The sequence below is a fragment of the Hydrogenophaga pseudoflava genome (assembly GCF_031020795.1).
Lineage (GTDB): Bacteria > Pseudomonadota > Gammaproteobacteria > Burkholderiales > Burkholderiaceae_C > Hydrogenophaga > Hydrogenophaga pseudoflava_A.
In genome coordinates this window covers 529422-549937 of sequence record NZ_JAVHJP010000001.1, presented here as the reverse complement: position 1 = coordinate 549937, position 20516 = coordinate 529422, and the positions used below count along the sequence as shown (strand labels likewise).

Annotated in this window: 23 protein-coding genes; 21 read left to right on the top strand and 2 right to left on the bottom strand. The window is 64.1% G+C overall.

The annotated features are described in order from the left end of the window. Positions 1 to 132: 132 nt before the first annotated feature. The 21 genes from rpmF to nagZ all read left to right on the top strand — a co-directional run bounded on the left by rpmF (position 133) and on the right by nagZ (position 18951). Positions 133 to 315: a 50S ribosomal protein L32 gene (gene rpmF, locus RCO38_RS02710; RefSeq protein WP_011794326.1), complete on the top strand. Its 183-nt coding sequence runs from the start codon at positions 133 to 135 to the stop codon at positions 313 to 315. 148 nt (positions 316 to 463) lie between these two features. After that, positions 464 to 1525 carry a phosphate acyltransferase PlsX gene (gene plsX, locus RCO38_RS02705; RefSeq protein WP_308326752.1) on the top strand — a complete coding sequence of 354 codons (1062 nt, stop codon included), beginning with the start codon at positions 464 to 466 and terminating at the stop codon, positions 1523 to 1525. Between the two features lie 19 nt (positions 1526 to 1544). After that, positions 1545 to 2522: a beta-ketoacyl-ACP synthase III gene (locus RCO38_RS02700; RefSeq protein WP_308326751.1), complete on the top strand. Its 978-nt coding sequence runs from the start codon at positions 1545 to 1547 to the stop codon at positions 2520 to 2522. 59 nt (positions 2523 to 2581) lie between these two features. Continuing rightward, the gene (gene fabD, locus RCO38_RS02695; RefSeq protein ID WP_308326750.1) at positions 2582 to 3532 is read left to right on the top strand and encodes an ACP S-malonyltransferase; all 951 of its coding nucleotides are present in this window, start codon (positions 2582 to 2584) and stop codon (positions 3530 to 3532) included. Positions 3533 to 3546: 14 nt separating this feature from the next. Continuing rightward, positions 3547 to 4308 carry a 3-oxoacyl-ACP reductase FabG gene (gene fabG, locus RCO38_RS02690; protein ID WP_308326749.1) on the top strand — a complete coding sequence of 254 codons (762 nt, stop codon included), beginning with the start codon at positions 3547 to 3549 and terminating at the stop codon, positions 4306 to 4308. Between the two features lie 102 nt (positions 4309 to 4410). Further along, complete coding sequence (gene acpP / locus RCO38_RS02685; protein ID WP_066153362.1) at positions 4411 to 4650, top strand: acyl carrier protein; 240 nt, start codon at positions 4411 to 4413, stop codon at positions 4648 to 4650. A gap of 7 nt (positions 4651 to 4657) precedes the next feature. Then, the gene (gene fabF / locus RCO38_RS02680) at positions 4658 to 5902 is read left to right on the top strand and encodes a beta-ketoacyl-ACP synthase II (RefSeq protein ID WP_308326748.1); all 1245 of its coding nucleotides are present in this window, start codon (positions 4658 to 4660) and stop codon (positions 5900 to 5902) included. Positions 5903 to 5941: 39 nt separating this feature from the next. After that, the gene (locus RCO38_RS02675) at positions 5942 to 6394 is read left to right on the top strand and encodes a hypothetical protein (RefSeq protein WP_308326747.1); all 453 of its coding nucleotides are present in this window, start codon (positions 5942 to 5944) and stop codon (positions 6392 to 6394) included. Positions 6395 to 6451: 57 nt separating this feature from the next. Continuing rightward, entirely contained in the window at positions 6452 to 7096 is a 645-nt protein-coding gene (rpoE, locus tag RCO38_RS02670) for an RNA polymerase sigma factor RpoE (RefSeq protein ID WP_308326746.1), read from the top strand. After that, complete coding sequence (locus tag RCO38_RS02665; RefSeq protein ID WP_308326745.1) at positions 7093 to 7794, top strand: sigma-E factor negative regulatory protein; 702 nt, start codon at positions 7093 to 7095, stop codon at positions 7792 to 7794. Before rpoE ends, RCO38_RS02665 begins: the two co-directional genes overlap by 4 nt. 7 nt (positions 7795 to 7801) lie before the next feature. Continuing rightward, positions 7802 to 8836, top strand: coding sequence for a MucB/RseB C-terminal domain-containing protein (locus tag RCO38_RS02660; RefSeq protein WP_308326744.1), 1035 nt, complete (start codon positions 7802 to 7804; stop codon positions 8834 to 8836). An 80-nt stretch (positions 8837 to 8916) separates the two neighbouring features. Beyond that, positions 8917 to 10392 (top strand): DegQ family serine endoprotease, encoded by a 1476-nt coding sequence (locus RCO38_RS02655; RefSeq protein WP_308326743.1) that lies wholly within the window; start codon positions 8917 to 8919, stop codon positions 10390 to 10392. A gap of 521 nt (positions 10393 to 10913) precedes the next feature. Further along, the gene (lepA, locus tag RCO38_RS02650) at positions 10914 to 12725 is read left to right on the top strand and encodes a translation elongation factor 4 (protein WP_308326742.1); all 1812 of its coding nucleotides are present in this window, start codon (positions 10914 to 10916) and stop codon (positions 12723 to 12725) included. A gap of 11 nt (positions 12726 to 12736) precedes the next feature. After that, positions 12737 to 13705, top strand: a complete 969-nt coding sequence (lepB, locus tag RCO38_RS02645; protein WP_308326741.1) for a signal peptidase I — start codon at positions 12737 to 12739, stop codon at positions 13703 to 13705. A 26-nt stretch (positions 13706 to 13731) separates the two neighbouring features. Further along, positions 13732 to 14073 carry a DUF4845 domain-containing protein gene (locus RCO38_RS02640; protein ID WP_308326740.1) on the top strand — a complete coding sequence of 114 codons (342 nt, stop codon included), beginning with the start codon at positions 13732 to 13734 and terminating at the stop codon, positions 14071 to 14073. 34 nt (positions 14074 to 14107) lie between these two features. Continuing rightward, positions 14108 to 14812: a ribonuclease III gene (gene rnc / locus RCO38_RS02635; protein ID WP_308326739.1), complete on the top strand. Its 705-nt coding sequence runs from the start codon at positions 14108 to 14110 to the stop codon at positions 14810 to 14812. Positions 14813 to 14851: 39 nt separating this feature from the next. Beyond that, positions 14852 to 15883 (top strand): GTPase Era, encoded by a 1032-nt coding sequence (era, locus tag RCO38_RS02630; RefSeq protein WP_308326738.1) that lies wholly within the window; start codon positions 14852 to 14854, stop codon positions 15881 to 15883. 6 nt (positions 15884 to 15889) lie between these two features. After that, a complete protein-coding gene (recO, locus tag RCO38_RS02625) occupies positions 15890 to 16690 on the top strand; it encodes a DNA repair protein RecO (protein ID WP_308326737.1) in 801 nt (266 codons plus the stop codon). Between the two features lie 2 nt (positions 16691 to 16692). Further along, positions 16693 to 17469 carry a pyridoxine 5'-phosphate synthase gene (locus RCO38_RS02620; protein WP_308326736.1) on the top strand — a complete coding sequence of 259 codons (777 nt, stop codon included), beginning with the start codon at positions 16693 to 16695 and terminating at the stop codon, positions 17467 to 17469. Beyond that, the gene (gene acpS, locus RCO38_RS02615; RefSeq protein WP_308326735.1) at positions 17466 to 17858 is read left to right on the top strand and encodes a holo-ACP synthase; all 393 of its coding nucleotides are present in this window, start codon (positions 17466 to 17468) and stop codon (positions 17856 to 17858) included. The genes RCO38_RS02620 and acpS overlap by 4 nt, the downstream gene beginning before the upstream one ends. Position 17859: 1 nt before the next feature. Further along, complete coding sequence (nagZ, locus tag RCO38_RS02610) at positions 17860 to 18951, top strand: beta-N-acetylhexosaminidase (protein WP_308326734.1); 1092 nt, start codon at positions 17860 to 17862, stop codon at positions 18949 to 18951. Here nagZ and RCO38_RS02605 read toward each other — a convergent pair whose 3' ends face one another. After that, positions 18952 to 19611, bottom strand: a complete 660-nt coding sequence (locus RCO38_RS02605; protein WP_308326733.1) for an LON peptidase substrate-binding domain-containing protein — start codon at positions 19609 to 19611, stop codon at positions 18952 to 18954. Beyond that, positions 19608 to 20486 carry an acetyl-CoA carboxylase, carboxyltransferase subunit beta gene (accD, locus tag RCO38_RS02600; protein ID WP_079365457.1) on the bottom strand — a complete coding sequence of 293 codons (879 nt, stop codon included), beginning with the start codon at positions 20484 to 20486 and terminating at the stop codon, positions 19608 to 19610. The genes RCO38_RS02605 and accD overlap by 4 nt, the downstream gene beginning before the upstream one ends. Between the last annotated feature and the right edge of the window lie 30 nt (positions 20487 to 20516).

Below are 20516 nucleotides of genomic sequence, written 5' to 3'. Positions count from 1 at the left end.
CGCCGGCGGCGAGTTTTGCCGCAGGATCCTGTTCAGGCTATAATCCTTGGCTTTGCGCTGCCGCCCGGAACAGAGGGCAGGATTGCTGATTGGCGCAACCCACCGACACCCAACCGATTCCAGGAGCCCATCATGGCCGTCCAGCAAAACAAAAAATCCCCCTCCAAGCGCGGTATGCACCGCTCGCACAATGCCCTGACCGTGCCGGGCATCGCTGTGGAGCCCACCACGGGCGAAACCCATCTGCGCCATCACATCAGCCCCAACGGCTTCTACCGTGGTCGCCAGGTGCTGAAGAACAAGTCCGAGGCCTGATTCCGGGCGGCGCCATCCTGCCGCGTCTGAGCGCCGGATGCTGTGACTGTCTTCTGCAAACAGGTCCGATACGGGCCCGCATGAGCACCATGCGGGCTTTTTTCTTGTTGGTGGTGCTGGGATGCAGCACCCGCATCGGGGCATTGACATGATTACCGTTGCCGTGGATTGCATGGGGGGGGACGTCGGCCCGGCGGCCACCCTGCCGGCCTGCGCGGCCTTTCTCGCCAGTCACCCGCAAGCCCAGCTGCTGTTGGTCGGGCAGTCGGAGACGTTCAAGTCCTGGCCCCAACTGCTCAACAACGTGCGCTGCCAAGTGGTGCATGCCTCCGAGGTGGTCACGATGGACGACCCGGTCGAGGTGGCCATGCGCCGGAAGAAAGACTCTTCCATGAGGGTGGCAATCCAGCAGGTGAAAGATGGGGCCGCGCAGGCGGCGGTGTCGGCTGGAAACACTGGGGCCCTGATGGCCATTTCCCGGTATCTGCTCAAGACAATGGAGGGCATTGACCGTCCCGCTATTGCCAGCCAGATGCCCAATGCCAGGGGAGGGGCGACCACCGTGCTGGACCTTGGGGCCAACGTGGATTGCACCGCCGAGCATCTGCTCCAGTTTGCGGTCATGGGATCTGCTCTCGTGGTTGCGATTTCGGGCAAGGAAGAACCGACGGTCGGGTTGCTCAATGTCGGCGAGGAAGTGATCAAGGGCAGCGAGGTCATCAAGCAGGCCGGTGTTCTGTTGCGAAACGCAGCCAACACCGGTGATCTGAATTTCTTCGGCAACGTCGAAGGCAACGACATCTTCAAGGGCACGACGGACATCGTGGTTTGCGACGGTTTTGTAGGCAATGTGGCGCTCAAGGCCAGTGAAGGGTTGGCCACCATGATTGGCGGCTTCATCAAGGCCGAGTTCTCGCGCAGCATGTTCACGAAACTTGGGGCGTTGTTTGCTTATCCGGTGATATCTGCCTTCAAAAACAGAATGGACTACCGCCGGTACAACGGTGCCGCCCTGCTGGGGCTGCGGGGACTGGTGTTCAAGAGTCATGGCTCGGCCGACGCTTTTGCTTTTGAACAGGCTTTGGCCCGGGCTTATGATGCGGCCCACAATCAGTTGCTCGAGAAGGTCCGGGAGCGCATCGCACACGCAGCGCCGCTCATCAGTCCAGAAGCGATCCCCAGTGATCTCAAGAGCATTCCGACGATCTGAGTCCTTCCCCCCGCCTCGCATGACACGTTTTGCCCGCATCACCGGCACTGGCAGTTGCCTGCCGCCTCAGCGCCTGACCAACGCCGACATGGTGAGTCGTTTGAAGGAGCGGGGTGTTGAAACCAGCGACGAGTGGATCGTGGAGCGCACCGGGATCCGGGCCCGGCATTTCGTGGGCGACGGAGTCTTCTCCAGTGATCTGGCCGCGGAGGCTTGTCGCCAGGCGATGGCTTCGGCGCAGGTGGAGCCAGGCGACATCGACCTGATCATCGTGGCCACGTCGACGCCCGACATGGTGTTCCCCTCCACCGCCGCAATCCTCCAGCACAAACTGGGCATTGCCGGTTGCCCGGTATTCGATGTGCAGGCCGTGTGCAGCGGTTTTATCTACGCACTCACCGTAGCCGATGCCATGATCCGCACGGGCTCTGCCAGCAGGGCGCTGGTGGTGGGCTCAGAAGTGTTTTCGCGCCTGCTCGATTTCAACGACCGCACCACCTGTGTGCTGTTCGGAGACGGTGCGGGCGCCGTGGTGGTCGAGGCGAGCGACACGCCCGGTATCCTGTCCACCGACATCCATGCCGACGGCAAGCATGTGGGCATCCTGTGCGTACCAGGGCATGTCAACGGTGGTCAGATCCTGGGGGACCCCCTGCTGAAGATGGATGGTCAGGCGGTGTTCAAGCTGGCGGTGGGCGTGCTTGAGGAAACCGCGCGCGCCTCGCTCGCCAAGGCCGGCCGCACCGAGGCCGACATCGACTGGCTGATCCCCCATCAAGCCAACATCCGCATCATGGCTGGTACAGCACGCAAGCTGAAATTGTCGATGGACAAGGTGGTGGTCACCGTTGACCAGCACGGCAACACCTCTGCGGCCTCCATCCCGCTGGCTCTGGACCACGCGGTCCGCCTTGGCCAGGTCAAGAAAGGCGACACCCTGCTGCTGGAAGGCGTGGGCGGAGGATTCACCTGGGGCTCGGTGCTGCTCGAATTCTGAGTGCGCCGGTCACCGCCGTTTTTTCTCCAGTTTCCGATCGATTCATTGCTGAGACGTTCATGACCGAATTTGCATTCGTCTTTCCTGGCCAAGGCTCTCAGGCTGTTGGCATGCTTGACGCCTGGGGCGACCACCCCGAAGTGGCGCAGACCCTTCGGGAGGCTTCCGATGCCTTGGGCGAAGACGTGGGTCTTCTGATCAAGGAAGGCACCAAAGAGGCTCTGGCGCTCACCACCAATACCCAGCCGGCAATGCTGGTGGCGGGTGTCGCTGCCTGGCGTGTCTGGCGCGCCGAAGGCGGGGCGATGCCCTCCGTGGTGGCCGGGCATTCACTGGGCGAGTACAGCGCCTTGGTGGCCTCCGGCGTGCTGACGCTGACGCAAGCCGCTCCGCTGGTGCGTTTTCGTGCTGCCGCCATGCAGGAAGCCGTGCCGGTGGGCACCGGCGCCATGGCCGCCATCCTGGGCATGGATGCGGACAAGGTGATCGCTGGTTGTGCGGAGGCTCAGGCCTTTTTCCCTGTGGCCAGCGGTGAGGTTGTGGAGGCGGTCAACTTCAATGATCCAGCGCAGACCGTGATTGCTGGAAGCAAGGCTGCGGTGGAGAAGGCCTGTGAAGTGCTCAAGGCCAACGGCGCCAAGCGAGCCCTGCCACTGCCGGTGTCGGCGCCTTTCCATTCCAGCCTGATGAAGCCCGCAGCCGACAAGCTTCGCGAGAAGCTCGCGGCCACGTCGCTCGCGACACCCCAGATTCCGGTGCTCAACAACATTGACGTGTCGGTGGAGTCTGATGCGGACCGCATCCGCGATGCACTGTTCCGCCAGGCCTTCGGTCCGGTGCGATGGGTGGAGTGTGTGCGTGCCATCAAGGCTCGAGGTGTGACGAACCTGGTCGAGTGCGGCCCAGGCAAGGTGCTGGCCGGCATGACCAAGCGAATCGACGCCGAGCTCACCGGTGCAGCGCTCTACGACCCGGCCACGCTGGCCGAAGTGAAGAACCTGCTGGCCTGACGGAGGAAACTGGAATGTCTGAAGTGAAGTTTGCGGGCCAGGTGGCCCTGGTGACCGGTGCATCCCGCGGCATTGGCGCGTCCATCGCTGCCGAGTTGGCGGCGAAAGGATTGATCGTTGTGGGTACCGCCACCTCTGATGAGGGTGCTGCCAAGATTTCGGGTGCCTTGAAGGCGGTCCCTGGTGCAGCCGAGGGCTGCAGGGGAGCGAAACTCGATGTGAACGACGGTGCGGCCGCCGAGGCACTGATCGATGAAATGACCAAGGCCCACGGCGCGTTGCATGTGCTGGTGAACAACGCTGGTATCACGCGCGACATGCTGGCCATGCGCCTCAAGGACGAAGACTGGGATGCGGTGCTGGACACCAATCTCAAAGCGGTCTTCCGCATGAGCCGCGCCGTGATCCGTCCGATGATGAAACAGCGCTATGGCCGCATCATCAGCATCACCAGTGTGGTCGGCGCCTCTGGCAACCCTGGCCAGGCAAACTATGCTGCTGCGAAAGCGGGTGTTGCTGGCATGACCCGGGCACTGGCGCGCGAACTGGGCAGCCGCAACATCACGGTCAACTGCGTGGCACCCGGCTTCATCGAAACCGACATGACGGCCTCCTTGCCGGAAGAGCAGCAGAAAGCCCTGCTGGGCCAGATCCCTTTGGGACACCTCGGCAAGCCTGCCGACATTGCGCATGCCGTGGCCTACCTGGCCAGTCCCCATGCCGCCTATGTGACGGGGCAGGAGCTGCACGTCAACGGTGGCATGTTCATGGCCTGATCCTCTCTCACCGCCGCGGAGCCGTCCGGCGGGCCACCTAGGGGCAGCTCCCTAGCCCGGCTAAAATGGCGGTTTGTCATCCAACCACCCTCAGAGGGACTTATGAGCGATATCGAAGCACGTGTGAAGAAAATCATTGCCGAGCAACTCGGCGTGGAAGAAGGGCAAGTGACCCCTGAGAAGGCTTTCGTGGCCGACCTGGGCGCCGACTCCCTGGACACGGTGGAGCTGGTGATGGCCCTGGAAGACGAATTCGGTATCGAGATTCCCGACGAAGACGCCGAGAAGATCACCACGGTGAAGAACGCCATCGACTACGCGATGTCGCACCAGAAAGCCTGATGCACCCATGAGCCGTCGTCGCGTTGTCGTGACCGGCCTGGGTTGCGTTTCGCCCGTGGGCAACACGGTGCCGGAAGCCTGGGCCAACCTTGTCGCCGGACAGTCCGGCATTGACCTGATCACCAAGTTCGATGCCTCGGGCATGTCCTGCAAGATCGCTGGTGAGGTCAAGGGGTTCGATCTGGAGTCCTACATCAGCGCCAAAGAGGCGCGGTCGATGGACACCTTCATCCACTACGGTATCGCCGCAGCCCACCAGGCTGTGGTCGATTCGGGCCTGCCCACGGGCGAGGCGCTGGATGATGAACTGGCCACGCGCATCGGCTGCATTGTCGGGTCCGGTATCGGTGGACTCCCGCTGATCGAGGAGACCCACGCCGAGTACGTCAACCGCGGTGCGCGGCGCATCTCTCCGTTTTTTGTCCCTGCCTCGATCATCAACATGATCTCCGGGCATGTGTCGATGCGCTTCGGCTTCAAGGGGCCGAACCTGGCGGTGGTGACGGCTTGCACCACCGGGCTGCACTGCATCGGTGAAGGCGCACGCAAGATCGAGTACGGAGATGCCGATGTGATCGTGGCCGGTGGCTCCGAGGCCACGGTGTCTCCGCTGGGCGTGGGGGGCTTTGCCGCCATGCGGGCCCTGTCGACCCGCAATGACGATCCCAAAACGGCATCCCGCCCCTGGGACAAGGACCGAGACGGGTTTGTGCTTGGAGAGGGCGCCGGCGTGATGGTGCTTGAAGAGTACGAGCACGCCAAGGCGCGGGGCGCCAAGATCTATGCCGAGGTGGTCGGTTATGGCATGAGCGCCGACGCCGGTCACATGACGGCGCCGAACATGGACGGCCCCCGCAGGGCCATGATCAATGCCTTGCGCAACGCAGGTGTCAATGCCGACCAGGTGGACTACCTGAATGCGCATGGAACCTCCACGCCGCTGGGTGACGTCAACGAGAGCAATGCGATCAAGGCGGCGCTTGGCGACCATTCCCGCAAGGTCGTTGTCAACTCGACCAAGTCCATGACCGGGCATTTGCTGGGTGGTGCCGGCGGCATTGAAAGTGTGTTCACGGTGCTGGCGGTGCATCACCAGAAGAGCCCTCCGACCATCAACATCTTCAACCAAGACCCCGAGTGCGACCTGGACTACTGCGCCAACACCGCGCGGGACATGAAGATTGATGTCGCAGTGAAGAACAACTTCGGCTTCGGCGGCACCAACGGTACCCTGGTGTTCAAGCGCGTCTGACGATCTGGGTTCCCCGGTTCATCAACAGGCTCCCCGAACATGCGCAACGCCCCATCGGTCACGTACCCGGTGGGGCGTTCTGTTTTGTGTGTGCGTCTGATGGATGCGGTTGCCGGGCTGGGCTTGCTTGGTGTGCTTGTTGGGGGCATCCAGGGCTCATGGCGTGTCGCCCTGGTCTGTAGCCTGGTCTGGGGCCTGTGGGTGGTGGTGGCCCTCTGGGCTCGACAGCGGATGGCGCAGGGCACACTGGCCTGGCTGCCCGATCAGGTTCCGGAAGGTCCATCGGGAGAGCCCGGCGTCTGGTCCTGGGCGAGCGGGGCCTATCAGGAAGGCGTGGCACTGAAGCGGGTGGAGCGGATCTACGATCTGCAGCGGGCGATGTTGCTGCGTCTGCACAATCCCGACGGCGCTCGCACCTGGATCTGGGTGGAGCGGGGCACGGAGCCGGGCCGGTGGCTGGACCTCCGGCGCGCTCTCGTGGCCCATGCCTGAACAAGAACGCCGACTCGAACCTTTGGGGTATATTTCCGCGGCCCTCACACCCGCTGCATGACTTCTTCCGACGACCACTCAGCCCCGCCCTCTCCTGACAGCGATGCCATGCTGGTCCAGCGCACACTGGCCGGGGAAATGCGGGCCTATGAGCTTCTGGTCCTCAAGTACCAGCGCCGCGTGGAGCGATTGATCGGGCGCATGGTCCGCGATACCGATCTGGTCCAGGACATCGCCCAGGAGACCTTCATCCGCGCCTACCGGGCGTTGGCCCAGTTCCGGGGTGACGCGCAGTTCTACACCTGGCTCTACCGGATCGCCGTCAACACCGCAAAAAAGCAGCTGCTGGAGCTCAAGCGGGACCCATTGGTATTCCAGTCGCAGCTCAATTCCGGGGATGAAGACGAAACTTCTTCGGCAGAACGCGAACTAAACAGCAGCGTTGCCGACACCGAGACCCCGGAAGCGGTGCTGGCGAGCAAAGAGATTGCCCAGGCGGTGAACGCGGTGATGGATGCATTGCCCGAGGAATTGCGCATGGCCATCACTTTGCGTGAAATTGAAGGGTTGAGTTACGAAGAAATTGCCCTCGCACTGGAGTGTCCGATCGGAACCGTGCGTTCCAGGATCTTCCGTGCCCGCGAGGCCATTTCCTCACGGATCAAGCCCATGCTGGACCGTCAATCCGGCAAGCGCTGGTGAGTTTGATTGTTGATGCCGAAACACCGAATCGGATGACGAACATGAATGCCGTCCCACTCCATGAATCCTCGCCTTCAGGGCAATCGTTCGTCCCTGAGCGCCGCCGTGAGGCGCTGTCCGCACTGCTGGACGGCGAGGGCCACGCGGACGACCTGAGCATTCTGCTTGCCGCGGGCGCCGAAGAGATGGCGGAGTTGCGGGCCGGCGGGCAGGCCTACGACATGATCGGGGACGTCTTGCGTGGGCGCGCGGTGCACGCCTTGGCCGGCGGTGAGGCGTTCGCTGCGACCGTCATGGCCCAGTTGCACGATGAGACTGAGACGCCAGCGCTTCCCCAGCCGGTGGTGTTGCAGACCGTGGTGGATCAGCCCCTGGCGGCCAATGACGCGGTTTTTCGCTGGAAGCTGGTGGCCGGGCTTGCATCGCTGGCCGCTGTGGCGGCGGTGACCTGGTCCGTCGGGATGGGCGGGCGAGACGGCGCGGTGGCCGGACCTCAAATGGCCTCCGCCAGTCCGGCGCCTGGGCCGGTGGCCGCGGTTCAGCCGGTCGTCGTGCAGACCGCACAGGGGCAGGTGTTGCGCGACGCCCGGCTGGAGCAGCTGTTGTCCGAACACCGCCAGTTTGGTGGTATGTCGGCGTTGCAAGCCCCCGCCGGGTTCCTCCGCAACGCGACCTACGATGCAAGCCCCCAGCGCTGAGGCCGACATGGTTGGTGTTGCTTCGTTTCGTGTGTCGCCGGCGCGCAAAGCCTGGATTCGCTGGCCCGCCGTGGGCCTGCTGGCGCTGGGTCTCTGGCAGTCCTCGTTTGCACAGACGGCGTCGGTGGCGACCTCTTCGTCCCGGACCATCACGGAGTGGCTCACGCGCATGCACGAGGCTTCCCGGCAGCGTGCTTACACCGGTACTCTGGTGGTGTCGGCGGGATCGACCATGTCGGCTTCGCGCATCTGGCATGTCTGCGACGGGTCGCAACAGATGGAGCGCGTGGAAACGCTGACCGGTGCGCCCCGCTCGACCATCCGCCACAACAACGACGTGATCACCTTTGCTCCCGATCACAAGGTGGCGTGGGTGGACAAGCGCGAGTCGCTGGGTGTGTTTCCTGAACTGCTGCGCACTCCCAGCAACGCCATCCCCGAGTTCTACAGCGTGAGCGAATCAGGTGTCGACCGGGTGGCGGGTCATCTGGCGGATGTGGTTCAGATTGCCCCGCGCGACGGACTCCGCTTCGGCTACCGCATCTGGTCGGAGAAGAAGACCGGGCTGGTGGTGAAGCTGCAGACCCTCGGAGAACAGGGCTCGGTGCTGGAACAGGTGGCCTTCTCGGAGTTGCAGCTGGACGCGCCCGTCCGGATGGACAAGCTCAAACGGCTGATGGGCGATACACGGGGTTATGAGGTGCACCGCCAGACCTTGCGAAAAACCACCCCGGAGGCGGAGGGCTGGCGGCTGAAGGAGCCCGTGCCCGGCTTCCAGTCCATGAGTTGCCACACCAGAGAGGACGAGTCCGGCGCGCCAGGGGCGACGCCCATGCAGTGGGTGTTCTCGGACGGCCTCGCTTCTGTGTCGCTGTTTGTCGAGCCGTTTGATCCGCAGCGCCACGGGACGGAGAAATCGGTCGTGACGGGTGCGACGCACTCCCTCACGAAGCGTGTGGGCGCCTACTGGCTGACTGCGCTCGGTGAAGTGCCTCTGGCCACACTCAAGCGATTTGCCTTGGCTCTTGAACGCGCCCGTTGAAACGCGGCAAGTTGCCACCATCGTGTGGCGTCAGGTTGATTGTCGTGTCTGCCAAAAACCGTCTCACCGCAAGGATGAACATGAAGAAGACCCTTCTCCGTTCCCGTCGAGCGATGTCGTTGCTGTTGAGTGCCGCCTTGATCGGTGTGGCCGCAGCCGGTGCATCTGCATGGCCTGGGCCCGTGCATGCGCAGCAGGTGCGTGGGCTGCCCGATTTCACGGACCTTGTCGATCAGGTCGGGCCGTCCGTGGTCAACATCCGGACTCTGGAGCGGGCCAACGCCGACGGGGGAAACAGCACCGATGAGCAGATGCTGGAGTTCTTCCGGCGCTTCGGCATCCCGCTTCCTCCGGGTGCCGTGCCCCGGGGGCCACGCCAGGACCGTGGCGGGTCTGGCGAAGAGGTACAGCCCCGTGGAGTGGGCTCGGGGTTCATCCTCAGCGCCGACGGCCTGATCATGACCAACGCGCACGTGGTTGATGGGGCCGACGAGCTGGTGGTCACCCTTCCCGACAAGCGCGAGTTCAAGGCCAAATTGGTGGGGGCCGACAAGCGGACCGACGTGGCCGTGGTGAAGATCGAGGCCAGCGGACTGACGACAGTGCGCATCGGTGATGTGAATCGCCTCAAGGTCGGCGAATGGGTGATGGCGATCGGATCGCCGTTCGGGCTGGAGAACACAGTGACCGCCGGGATCGTGAGCGCGAAGAAGCGCGATACCGGAGATTTCCTGCCGTTCATCCAGACCGATGTCGCCATCAATCCCGGCAACTCGGGCGGCCCCCTGATCAACATGCGCGGCGAGGTGGTGGGCATCAACAGCCAGATTTACTCGCGCTCGGGCGGGTTTCAAGGCATTTCCTTTGCCATTCCCATCGACGAGGCCGTCCGGGTCTCCGATCAGCTGAGATCCACTGGCCGCGTGACGCGCGGCCGCATTGGCGTGCAGATCGGGCAGGTGAGCAAAGAGGTGGCCGAGTCCATCGGCCTTGGGCAGGCACGGGGCGCGCTGGTCAACGCCGTGGAGGCCAACTCGCCCGCCGCCAGGGCCGGACTCGAACCGGGCGACGTGATCCTCAGGTTTGACGGGCGGGACATCGAGCGGTCGGTGGATCTGCCGCGCATCGTGGCCAACACGAAGCCGGGCAACCGCAGCTCGATGACGGTGTTCCGGCGCGGCACTCAGCGTGACATGAGCGTCACGGTGGCAGAGCTGGAGTCCGAGCGCAGTGATCGGCGGGCCGCAGCCCCGGAAGTCAAGCCGCCTCTCTCCAGCAATCTTCCTTCTCTGGGGCTCACCGTGGGAGACATTGGTGCTGCGGAGAAGAAGGAGTTGAACATCAAGGCGGGGGTGCGCGTCGAATCGGCAGAAGGTGCAGCGGCGCGGGCAGGCCTCAAGGAAGGAGATGTCATCGTGGCCGTTGCGAACACCGAGGTGGGCAGCGTGAAGGAGTTGGATGCCGTGATGGCCAAGCTCGACAAATCCAAGCCGGTGAACGTCCTGTTCCGGCGCGGGGAATGGGCCCAGTACGCGGTGATCCGTCCCCAGCGCTGAGCACTCCGGAAGCTAGAAATCTTCTGAGATGCCCCGGATAAACCCTTGATCCCACTTGGGTTTAAGGGCTTGTCCGGGAAGTTGGTTGTTTCGCCACAGGGCATCCGTCATCTTTCATCAGGTGCCGAGGGCGCCACAAGTTTGTGAACACTCACAACCTTGGGGGGCAAGTTGACCGATTTCGATAAAATCAGGGCTTTCGAACCCCGATTGCGGTGTCGAACATTGTTCAGGGTTCACCATGTGGGAACGCCATGGAGTTGGTCCCGCTTGCTCCACAGGTGACGCACAGCTTGTCCATTTTTGCTGTGGATTACCTGTGAATAATTTTCCCGTTGCTGCGTTGCAACAGGCGGTGGAGGGTGGTTTCGGGCTGTGCAGCCGGGGCTTTTTGCCTACAATGAAATCCCAACTATCGCAGTTGCCATTGATTGTTGGTTACGGGCGCGTCACCAGTTGACGCGCCCTTTTTTATGGCCTGCACGAGAGTGACAAGGCCTGGTTTCCTGGCTGGTTTTCCGATGCACCACATCCGCAATTTCTCCATCATCGCGCACATCGACCATGGCAAGTCCACGCTGGCCGATCGCATCATCTCCCGCTGCGGTGGCCTGTCTGATCGCGAGATGAGCGAGCAGGTGCTCGACTCCATGGACCTGGAGAAAGAGCGCGGCATCACCATCAAGGCGCAGACCGCCGCCTTGCAGTACAAGGCGCGCGATGGTCAGGTCTACAACCTCAATCTGATCGACACCCCCGGGCACGTGGACTTCTCCTATGAGGTCTCGCGCTCACTGTCGGCGTGCGAGGGTGCGCTGCTGGTGGTGGATGCGAGCCAGGGCGTGGAAGCGCAGACCGTGGCCAACTGCTACACGGCACTGGATCTGGGCGTGGAGGTTCTGCCGGTCCTGAACAAGATGGACCTGCCGCAGGCCGACCCGGACAACGCCAAGCAGGAGATTGAGGACGTCATCGGCATCGACGCGACCGACGCCGTGCCCTGTTCCGCCAAGACCGGCATGGGTGTGGAAGACATCCTGGAGATGGTGGTGGCCAAGGTACCGGCGCCGCGCGGCAATCCCGATGCGCCTCTGCGCGCAATGATCATCGACAGCTGGTTCGACAACTACGTTGGCGTGGTGATGCTGGTGCGTGTGGTCGACGGCCGCCTGACCAAGGGCGACAAGATCAAGCTGATGGCCACCGAGTCGCTCTACAACGCGGAGAAGCTTGGCGTGTTCACGCCTCACAACGAGCCGCGCGATTCGCTGGAGGCAGGCGAGGTGGGCTACATCATCGCCGGCATCAAGGAGCTCAAGGCCGCCAAGGTGGGCGACACCGTCACCGCCATCAAGACCAGCAGCGGCGCCAACCTGGCTTTTGCCACCGAAGCGCTCCCTGGCTTCAAGGAAGTGCAGCCGCAGGTGTTTGCCGGTCTGTACCCGTCCGAGGCCAGCGAGTACGACCAGCTGCGCGATGCGCTGGAGAAACTGCAGCTCAACGACGCGGCGCTCCGCTACGAGCCCGAGGTGTCTCAGGCGCTGGGCTTCGGCTTCCGCTGTGGCTTCCTGGGCCTGCTCCACATGGAAATCGTGCAGGAGCGTCTGGAGCGCGAGTTCGACCAGGACCTGATCACCACCGCCCCGAGCGTGGTCTACCAGGTGGTCAAGGGCGACGGCGAGGTGATCATGGTGGAGAACCCGTCCAAGATGCCCGACGTTGGCCGCATCGAGGAGATCCGCGAACCCATCGTCACGGTGCACCTGTACATGCCACAGGAATACGTAGGGCCGGTGATGACCCTGGCCAACCAGAAACGCGGCGTGCAGATCAACATGGCTTACCACGGCAAGCAGGTCATGCTGACGTACGAACTGCCCTTGGGCGAGATCGTGCTGGACTTCTTCGACAAGCTCAAGTCGGTCAGCCGCGGCTACGCGTCGATGGACTACGAGTTCAAGGAGTACCGCGCGTCCGATGTGGTGAAGGTGGACATGCTGCTCAACGGTGAGAAGGTGGACGCGCTGTCCATCATCGTGCACCGCACCCAGGCGCAGTACCGTGGCCGTGCCGTGGCCGCCAAGATGCGCGAAATCATCAGCCGACAGCAGTTCGACGTGGCCATCCAGGCGGCCATCGGAGGCAATGTGATCGCGCGCGAGACCATCAAGGCGCTGCGCAAGAACGTGCTGGCAAAATGTTACGGTGGTGACATCACCCGCAAGCGCAAGCTTCTAGAGAAGCAGAAAGCAGGCAAGAAACGCATGAAACAGATCGGCTCGGTCGAAGTGCCCCAGGAGGCTTTCCTCGCCATCCTGCAGGTGGAGGAGTGATGCAGCAGACCATGAGCGTGATCACCGCAGTGATCTTGGCGGCGTTCGGCGCCTACGCGGCGGCGTTTTTCTTCGGTGCGGTCGAAGGCAATTTCGCACTGCTGCTTCTGCTGGCGACGGCGGTCACGGGTGTGTACTGGCTGGCCGAGAAGTTCTATTTCTTTCCCCGCCGCAGGCAGGATGCCGAGCGTCTGGTATCGGCACGCAACGAGCGCGCAGCGGAGCTGGCGCGCCAGGGATTTGCACAAACGTCGGACGAAGAACTTTCGATGGCGCGCCACAGGCTGCTGGCGCAACCTTGGTGGCTGGACTGGACGGCCGGTCTTTTTCCGGTGATCCTGGCGGTGTTCGTTCTGCGCAGCTTCCTGTTCGAGCCGTTCAAGATCCCGTCGGGTTCGATGATTCCGACACTCCAGGTCGGTGACCTGATTCTGGTGAACAAATTTCACTACGGCGTGCGCCTGCCGGTCATCAACACGAAGGTGATCGCCAACAACGAACCGCAGCGTGGTGACGTCATGGTGTTTCGCTACCCACCCCAGCCCAGCCTCGACTACATCAAGCGGGTGGTTGGCGTGCCCGGCGACGAGGTGGCCTACCTGAACAAGCGTCTCACGGTCAACGGCCAGCCGGTGCCACGCATCAATCAGCCCGACTACTTTGATGGCGAACAGATGCGGTACACCAAACAGTTCGGGGAAGAACTGGGTGGTCGGCGCTACAACACCCTCAACGACGACATGCGGCCTCCGTTCGTGTCGCCGATCACGGATTTTGAGTTCCGTGAAAATTGTCGCTACCCGGCCGAGGGCGTCGTGTGCAAAGTACCCCCTGGGCACTATTTCATGATGGGTGACAATCGCGACAACTCGCTGGATTCGCGTTTCTGGGGATTTGTTCCGGAGTCCAACATCGTGGGCAAGGCCTTCTTCGTCTGGATGAATTTCGGCGATTTCGGGCGCATCGGTTCGTTCGAGTGAAACACGCAACTACTGGAGGTGGGGTGATGAAGCAGAGACAGCGCGGCCTGACGTTTATCGGTCTGTTGTTCGTGGGCATCTTGCTGGCCTTCGCGGGCGTGGTGTTCGCGCAGGTGGTGCCCACCTACATCGAATACCTGGCGGTGCAGAAAGCGGTGAAGAAGGCTGCTGGCGGGTCGACCGTCGCCGAGGTGCGCACCTTATTCGACAAGGCCGCCCAGATCGATGACATCACCACCATTTCCGGCAAGGACCTGGAGATCGGCAAGCAGGGCGACAAGGTGGTGGTGTCGTTCGATTACGTGCGGGAAATTCCCTTGGCCGGTCCTGCCTTCCTGGTAATGAAGTACAGCGGGTCTTCTCAATGAGGTCCGATGTCGGTGCGACCGGGAGCACCTGCCTTTGAGCCAGGAATTGACGGCGCTGCAAAAGCGCCTGGGACATGTTTTCTCCAATCCGCGCCTGTTAGAGCGCGCATTGACGCACCGGAGTTTTTCGGCGGACCACAACGAGCGGCTGGAGTTTCTGGGCGACTCGGTGCTGAGTCTGGCGGTGTCGGGGCTGCTATTCGAGAAGCTCAGCCAGTTGCCCGAAGGCGATCTGTCGCGTGTGCGGGCCAATCTGGTCAAGCAGGACACGCTGCACCAGATTGCGACACGTCTGGGCCTTTCATCCTGCTTGCGGCTGGGTGATGGCGAGAAGCGGTCGGGAGGGCACAAGCGACCCTCCATCCTGGCGGACGCACTAGAGGCCTTGATCGGAGCGGTGTACCTGGACGCAGGTTTCGAGACGGCGTCGCAGCTGGTCCGCCGCCTGTACGGCAACATTGAGCTCAGTGCCCAGATGGGGGCCATGGGCAAAGACCCCAAAACCGATTTGCAGGAATGGTTGCAGGCGCGCAAGATGCAGCTGCCGCAGTACCGTGTGGTGGCCACGCTGGGCGAGGCGCACCGCCAGACCTTTGACGTCGAGTGCACGGTGATGGAGGCCGGCCGCAGCGAACGCGGCATCGGTGCGTCCCGCCGGGCCGGGGAGCAGGCGGCTGCGGCAGCGATGCTGGCTTTTCTTCGGGACGAGGGGCCCACACACACCCAGGCGGGCGGCTGACGAGCTCGGCGCATCGCCGGTTCTTCTCCGGATGCTTTCATGACCAAACCTTCCCGTCCTTCTTCAGGCACCCACCAGGCTCCTGTTCCCACCGATGCATCGCTCGAGGCCATGCTGGCCAAGGCCCTGCGCAAGCCGTCCGCAGATACCGGAGCGGACCTTGCGCAGACTCCCGAGACAGTGGACCCGGAACAGCAGCGCTGTGGCTACGTGGCCATCGTCGGCAAGCCCAACGTGGGCAAGTCCACGCTGCTCAACGCGCTGGTCGGGCAGAAGATCAGCATCACCTCGCGCAAGGCACAAACCACGCGCCATCGCATCACGGGCTACCGCACGGTGGGCCCGAACCAGTTCGTTTTCGTGGACACGCCAGGTTTCCAGACACGGCACGGGAATGCGCTGAACCGCTCGCTCAACAAAACGGTGCTGGGTGCGGTGACCGATGTCGACCTGATTCTTTTCGTCGTGGAAGCCGGGCATTTCCACCCGGCCGACGCCAAGGTGATGGAACTGCTGCCGTCGGACGTGCCCGTGGTGCTGCTGGCCAACAAATTCGATCTGGTGCACCGTCGCGGCGAGTTGGCGCCTTGGCTGAAGTCGATGCAGGAGAAACACCCGTTTGCCGAGTTCGTGCCGATGTCGGCCAAGAATGCCCGGGACGTCGAGCGCCTGTTCGCGATTTGCGCCAGGTACCTGCCGCAGCAGGCCTGGATGCACGACCCCGAGGAGCTGACCGACCGCAGCGAGCGCTTCATGGCCGCCGAGATGGTGCGCGAGAAGCTGTTCCGCCTGACTGGTGACGAACTGCCCTACACCTCGACGGTGGTGATCGACAAGTTCGAGGAAGAGGGTGGACTCAAACGCATCGCGGCCACCATCGTGGTCGAGCGCGAGGGCCACAAGGGCATGGTGATCGGCGAGAAGGGCGAGAAGCTCAAGCGCATCGGCACCGAGGCCCGTCAGGAGCTGGAGAAGATCTGGGACTGCAAGGTGTTCCTGGAACTGTGGGTGAAAGTGCGCTCGGGCTGGGCCGACGACGATGCGCGTGTGCGCTCCTTCGGCTACGAGTGATCTCGCATGGCCACGCGCCGGACCTCTGAAGAACCCGCTTTCGTCCTGCACCGCTACGACTGGAGCGAGTCCAGTCTCATCCTCGAAGTCTTCACCCGCCGCCATGGCCGCATGGCCCTGGTGGCCAAAGGCGTCAAGAAGCCGACATCGCAGTTCCGCCCCGTGCTGCTGCCGCTGCAGCCGCTGCTGCTGAGCTGGGGCGGCGACGCCGAAGTGCGCACGCTCAAGGCGGCGCAATGGCAGGGCGGGCACGTCATGCCCACAGGCGATGCGCTGATGTCCGGGAGCTACCTCAACGAGCTGCTGATGCGGCTGCTCGCGCGCGACGACCCCCACCCGGGGCTGTTCGACCATTACGCGCTGGCGGTCCAGTTGCTGGCCGAAAAGTCCGACGCCCGGCAACTGATCCTGCGCGCTTTCGAGCTGCTGCTGTTGCGCGACACCGGATTGCTGCCCGATCTGTCCTGCGAGGGCAGTACGCTGGCCCCGTTGCAGGATGGGGTGTCGTATGTGCTGGGTGCCGAGTCCGGGCTGCGCGTGGCGCACGAGGACGATGCGCATGCGCTGACGTCCGGCCAGTGGCGGCTGCTGCAGGCCGCACTGGACGACCACGATCCGCTGATCGCCGGCCTGCGCGCCTGCGCCGGCTGCCAGCAGAGTCTGCAGCCCCAGTTGCGGGCCCTGCTGCACTACCATAGCGGCGTCCGGGTGTTCCGGACCCGCCAGCTGATGCTGGACGTCCAATCCCTGGTACGGCCCAAAGTGGCGGCCGAACCGGGCGCTCCTTCCGGTTCCACGCTGTCCTGACCATGGCCCACGCTGCTTCCCACCCGACCGCGCTGTCGGTCAATCTCAACAAGGTCGCGCTGGTGCGCAACACGCGCCACCTGGGCATTCCGTCCGTGACCCGCGCCGCGACGCTGTGCCTACAGTCCGGCGCGCGGGGCATCACGGTGCACCCGCGGCCGGACGAGCGCCACATCCGCCGGCACGACGTCTTTGAGCTGGCCGAGCTGATGCAGGCCTGGCCCGACCGGGAATACAACATCGAGGGCAACCCGTTCCACAACCTCATGGACGTTGCGCGTGAAGTCAAGGCGCGTGCTCTGCCGCTGCACCAGCTGACTTTCGTGCCCGACAGCGAAGGCCAGTTCACCAGCGACCATGGCTGGAGCTTTCCGCAGGACGCCGACCGGCTGCGGCCCGTGATTGCGCAGGCACAGGCCCTGGGTGCCCGTGTGAGTCTCTTCATGGACCCGGAGCCGGCGCAGATGGCGGCGGCCAGGGCCGTGGGGGCCGACCGGGTGGAGCTCTACACCGAGCCCTACGCTGCCGCCTGGCACACGCCCGACCGCGCACATCAGCTGGAGTGCTACCGGGCCGCCGCGCAGGCGGCGCTGGAGGCGGGGCTGGGTGTGAACGCGGGCCACGACCTCAACCGCGAAAACCTCACCGCGTTTCTGCGCACCGTGCCCGGCGTGAGCGAGGTGTCCATCGGCCACGCCCTGATCGCCGATGCGCTGGAGCTGGGTTACGCCGCCACCGTGACCGACTACAACCGCTGCATCGCCGAAGCGTCCCGATGATCTTCGGCATCGGCACCGACGTCTGCGACATCCGGCGCATCGAGGCCACCTTCGAGCGCCAGGGCGAGCGCTTCGTGCAGAAGGTGCTGGGTGAGCAGGAGCTGGCGATCTGGCAGCGACGCAGCGAACGCTGGCCCGGGCGCGGGCTGCGCTACCTGGCGACGCGGTTCTCTGCGAAGGAAGCGTTTTCCAAGGCCATCGGTCTGGGCATGCGCACGCCGATGACCTGGCGGCGCTGCGAAATCCTCAACCTGTCCAGTGGCCAGCCGGTGATCGTGCTCCATGGCGATCTCAAGACCTGGTTCGAGGCCCAGCGCCTGCGCGCCCATGTGACAGTGACCGACGAAACCGACTACGCGGCCAGCTTCGTGGTGGTGGAAAGAGACTGACATGCACACACACGCTCCCCTGATCATCGACGTCGCCGGAATCGAACTGACCGACACCGACCGCCAGCGCCTGGCGCATCCCCTGGTCGGCGGCCTCATCCTGTTTGGTCGCAACTGGCGCAGCCGGGAGCAGCTCACAGGGTTGTGTGCCCAGGTCAAGGCGGTGCGGCCCGATCTGCTGATTGCGGTCGACCATGAGGGCGGACGCGTACAGCGTTTCCGCACCGACGGATTCACCCACCTGCCTCCCATGGCCGCGTTCGGTCGGCTGTGGCTGTCGCCGCCCCAGAAGGGGGAGGGGGCCGGTGGCTCTGCGATGCGGGCGACCAATGCCGCCACGGCGGCCGGCTACGTGCTCGGTGCCGAGCTGCGCGCCTGCGGCGTCGACCTGAGCTTCACGCCGGTGCTTGATCTGGACTACGGCGAAAGCTCGGTCATCGGGGATCGCTCGTTCGGCCGCGATCCGCGCATGGTGGCGGTGTTGGCGCAGGCGCTGATGCACGGCCTGCGCACCAGCGGCATGGGCAACTGCGGGAAGCACTTCCCTGGCCACGGTTTTGTCAGGGCCGACTCCCACCTGGCCATCCCCGTCGACCGTCGCAGCCTCAAGGCCATCCTGGCCGACGACGCGGCGCCCTACGGCTGGCTGTCGGCCAGCCTGGACGCCGTGATGCCGGCGCACGTGATCTATCCGAAGGTGGACAGCCGGCCGGCCGGCTTTTCACCACGCTGGCTGCAGGAGGTGTTGCGGCACCGCCTGGGGTTCACCGGCGCGATCTTCAGCGACGACCTGAGCATGGAGGCCGCGCGCCACATCGACGGCCGCAGCGTGAGCTTCACCGAGGCGGCGCTGGCGGCGCTCGGCGCCGGGGGGGACATGGTGCTGCTGTGCAACCAGAGCGTGGTGGACGGCGGCACTCCGATCGACGAAGCGATCGAGGCCTTGTCCAAGGCCCTGTTGCAAGGCGATTGGGTGCCCAACCCCTCCAGCGAGGAGCGGCGGCAGGCGCTGCTGCCGCAGGGCCAGGCCATCGACTGGGACAGTCTGATGGTCAGCGCGCGCTACATGCACGCGCTGAGCCTGCTGCCCTGACTACCGCTCGACACCCAACTTGTCGAGCAGGTCGGAGACCAGCTCCAGTCGCAGCATCGGGTTGTCCAGTGCCATCAGCCGCTGTTTGAGATCGGCCGGCGCCGGCAGCAGCTCGATCCAGCGGTTGGCGACCCAGCCGCTGTCGTCCCACTGGTAGGGTGGCTGGAGCGGCAGTTCGTTCATGGCCCCGGGTTCGCGCTCGCGCAGGTTGGCCAGCACCCGCTGCAGGGCGTCTCGCGTGCTGCGCAGGTGGTCGGGCACTGCCACGACCCGTTCCGGCTCGTCGAGTTGCACGTCGGCCACCCACAGTCCATGAGGCAGGCGGCGGCTGGAGGTGATGTGGAAGCGCTGCTGGCCGCGGCAGTGGATGAGCATCAGACCCGCCTGGGGGTGCTCGATCTGCTCGATGCGGGCGATGGTGCCGATCTGGTGAAACGCCTCGTGCGCAAAACCGTCGGGCGAGCCCGGGTCGGCGCGCCGTACCTCGCTGCCCTCGCTGAGGCAGACCACGCCAAACGGGGCGCCCGCCGCGTGGCAGCGCTTGATCATGTCGAGGTAGCGCACCTCGAAGATGCGCAGCGGCATCCAACCGCCGGGGAACAGAACGGTCTGCAGCGGAAACAGCGGCAGCTGGTCCAGCGTCAGCGGCGCTTCGCTCAATCCGGTACCACCGCGTCGGCGCTCTGGCGCTGCAGCATGGCCAGGGTGCTGGCCACGGTCCGACGCAGTTCGCGGCGGTCACAGATGAAGTCCACCGCACCCTTGGTCTGCAGGAACTCGGCACGCTGGAAGCCTTCGGGCAGCTTCACGCGCACCGTGTTCTCGATCACGCGCGGGCCGGCGAAGCCGATCAGCGCCTTGGGCTCGGCGATCACCACGTCGCCCACGAAGGCGAAGCCGGCGGACACGCCGCCCATGGTCGGGTCGGTCAGCACGCTGATGTAGGGCAGGTTCTTCTTGGCCAGGCGGGTCAGCGCCGCGTTGGTCTTGGCCATCTGCATCAGAGAGAGCAGGCCCTCCTGCATGCGCGCGCCACCGGTGGCGGTGAAGCAGACAAAGGGCACTTTCTGGGCAATGGCTTCTTCGACACCCCGCACGAAGCGCTCACCCACGACGGAACCCATGGAGCCGCCCATGAAATCGAACTCGAAGCAGGCCACCACCAGGCTGATGCCCTGCACCGCACCGCCCATGACGATCAGCGCGTCGGTCTCGCCCGTGGTTTCCAGGGCTTCCTTCAGGCGTTCGGGGTACTTGCGGCTGTCCTTGAACTTCAGAGCGTCGACCGGCAGCACCTCCTGCGCCAACTCATAGCGACCCTCGGCATCCAGGAAGGCGTTCAGGCGCGCGCGGGCGCCGATGCGGTGGTGGTGACTGCAGTGCGGGCAGACATTCTGGTTCTTTTCCAGGTCGGTCTTGTAGAGCACGGCCTCGCAGCTGGGGCACTTGATCCACAGGCCTTCGGGCACGCTGCGGCGCTCGGCCGGGTCGGTGTGCGTGATCTTGGGCGGCAGCAGTTTTTCAAGCCAGGACATGTACTTCTCCTAAACGACGCGGGATTAAAC

What these genes read in the sequence shown, in the direction of transcription:
- rpmF (WP_011794326.1), top strand. Translation starts at nt 133, where the DNA reads ATGGCCGTCCAGCAAAACAAAAAATCCCCCTCCAAGCGCGGTATGCAC.
- plsX (WP_308326752.1), top strand. Translation starts at nt 464, where the DNA reads ATGATTACCGTTGCCGTGGATTGCATGGGGGGGGACGTCGGCCCGGCG.
- RCO38_RS02700 (WP_308326751.1), top strand. Translation starts at nt 1,545, where the DNA reads ATGACACGTTTTGCCCGCATCACCGGCACTGGCAGTTGCCTGCCGCCT.
- fabD (WP_308326750.1), top strand. Translation starts at nt 2,582, where the DNA reads ATGACCGAATTTGCATTCGTCTTTCCTGGCCAAGGCTCTCAGGCTGTT.
- fabG (WP_308326749.1), top strand. Translation starts at nt 3,547, where the DNA reads ATGTCTGAAGTGAAGTTTGCGGGCCAGGTGGCCCTGGTGACCGGTGCA.
- acpP (WP_066153362.1), top strand. Translation starts at nt 4,411, where the DNA reads ATGAGCGATATCGAAGCACGTGTGAAGAAAATCATTGCCGAGCAACTC.
- fabF (WP_308326748.1), top strand. Translation starts at nt 4,658, where the DNA reads ATGAGCCGTCGTCGCGTTGTCGTGACCGGCCTGGGTTGCGTTTCGCCC.
- RCO38_RS02675 (WP_308326747.1), top strand. Translation starts at nt 5,942, where the DNA reads ATGCGCAACGCCCCATCGGTCACGTACCCGGTGGGGCGTTCTGTTTTG.
- rpoE (WP_308326746.1), top strand. Translation starts at nt 6,452, where the DNA reads ATGACTTCTTCCGACGACCACTCAGCCCCGCCCTCTCCTGACAGCGAT.
- RCO38_RS02660 (WP_308326744.1), top strand. Translation starts at nt 7,802, where the DNA reads ATGGTTGGTGTTGCTTCGTTTCGTGTGTCGCCGGCGCGCAAAGCCTGG.
- RCO38_RS02655 (WP_308326743.1), top strand. Translation starts at nt 8,917, where the DNA reads ATGAAGAAGACCCTTCTCCGTTCCCGTCGAGCGATGTCGTTGCTGTTG.
- lepA (WP_308326742.1), top strand. Translation starts at nt 10,914, where the DNA reads ATGCACCACATCCGCAATTTCTCCATCATCGCGCACATCGACCATGGC.
- lepB (WP_308326741.1), top strand. Translation starts at nt 12,737, where the DNA reads ATGAGCGTGATCACCGCAGTGATCTTGGCGGCGTTCGGCGCCTACGCG.
- RCO38_RS02640 (WP_308326740.1), top strand. Translation starts at nt 13,732, where the DNA reads ATGAAGCAGAGACAGCGCGGCCTGACGTTTATCGGTCTGTTGTTCGTG.
- era (WP_308326738.1), top strand. Translation starts at nt 14,852, where the DNA reads ATGACCAAACCTTCCCGTCCTTCTTCAGGCACCCACCAGGCTCCTGTT.
- recO (WP_308326737.1), top strand. Translation starts at nt 15,890, where the DNA reads ATGGCCACGCGCCGGACCTCTGAAGAACCCGCTTTCGTCCTGCACCGC.
- RCO38_RS02620 (WP_308326736.1), top strand. Translation starts at nt 16,693, where the DNA reads ATGGCCCACGCTGCTTCCCACCCGACCGCGCTGTCGGTCAATCTCAAC.
- acpS (WP_308326735.1), top strand. Translation starts at nt 17,466, where the DNA reads ATGATCTTCGGCATCGGCACCGACGTCTGCGACATCCGGCGCATCGAG.
- nagZ (WP_308326734.1), top strand. Translation starts at nt 17,860, where the DNA reads ATGCACACACACGCTCCCCTGATCATCGACGTCGCCGGAATCGAACTG.
- accD (WP_079365457.1), bottom strand. Translation starts at nt 20,486, where the DNA reads ATGTCCTGGCTTGAAAAACTGCTGCCGCCCAAGATCACGCACACCGAC.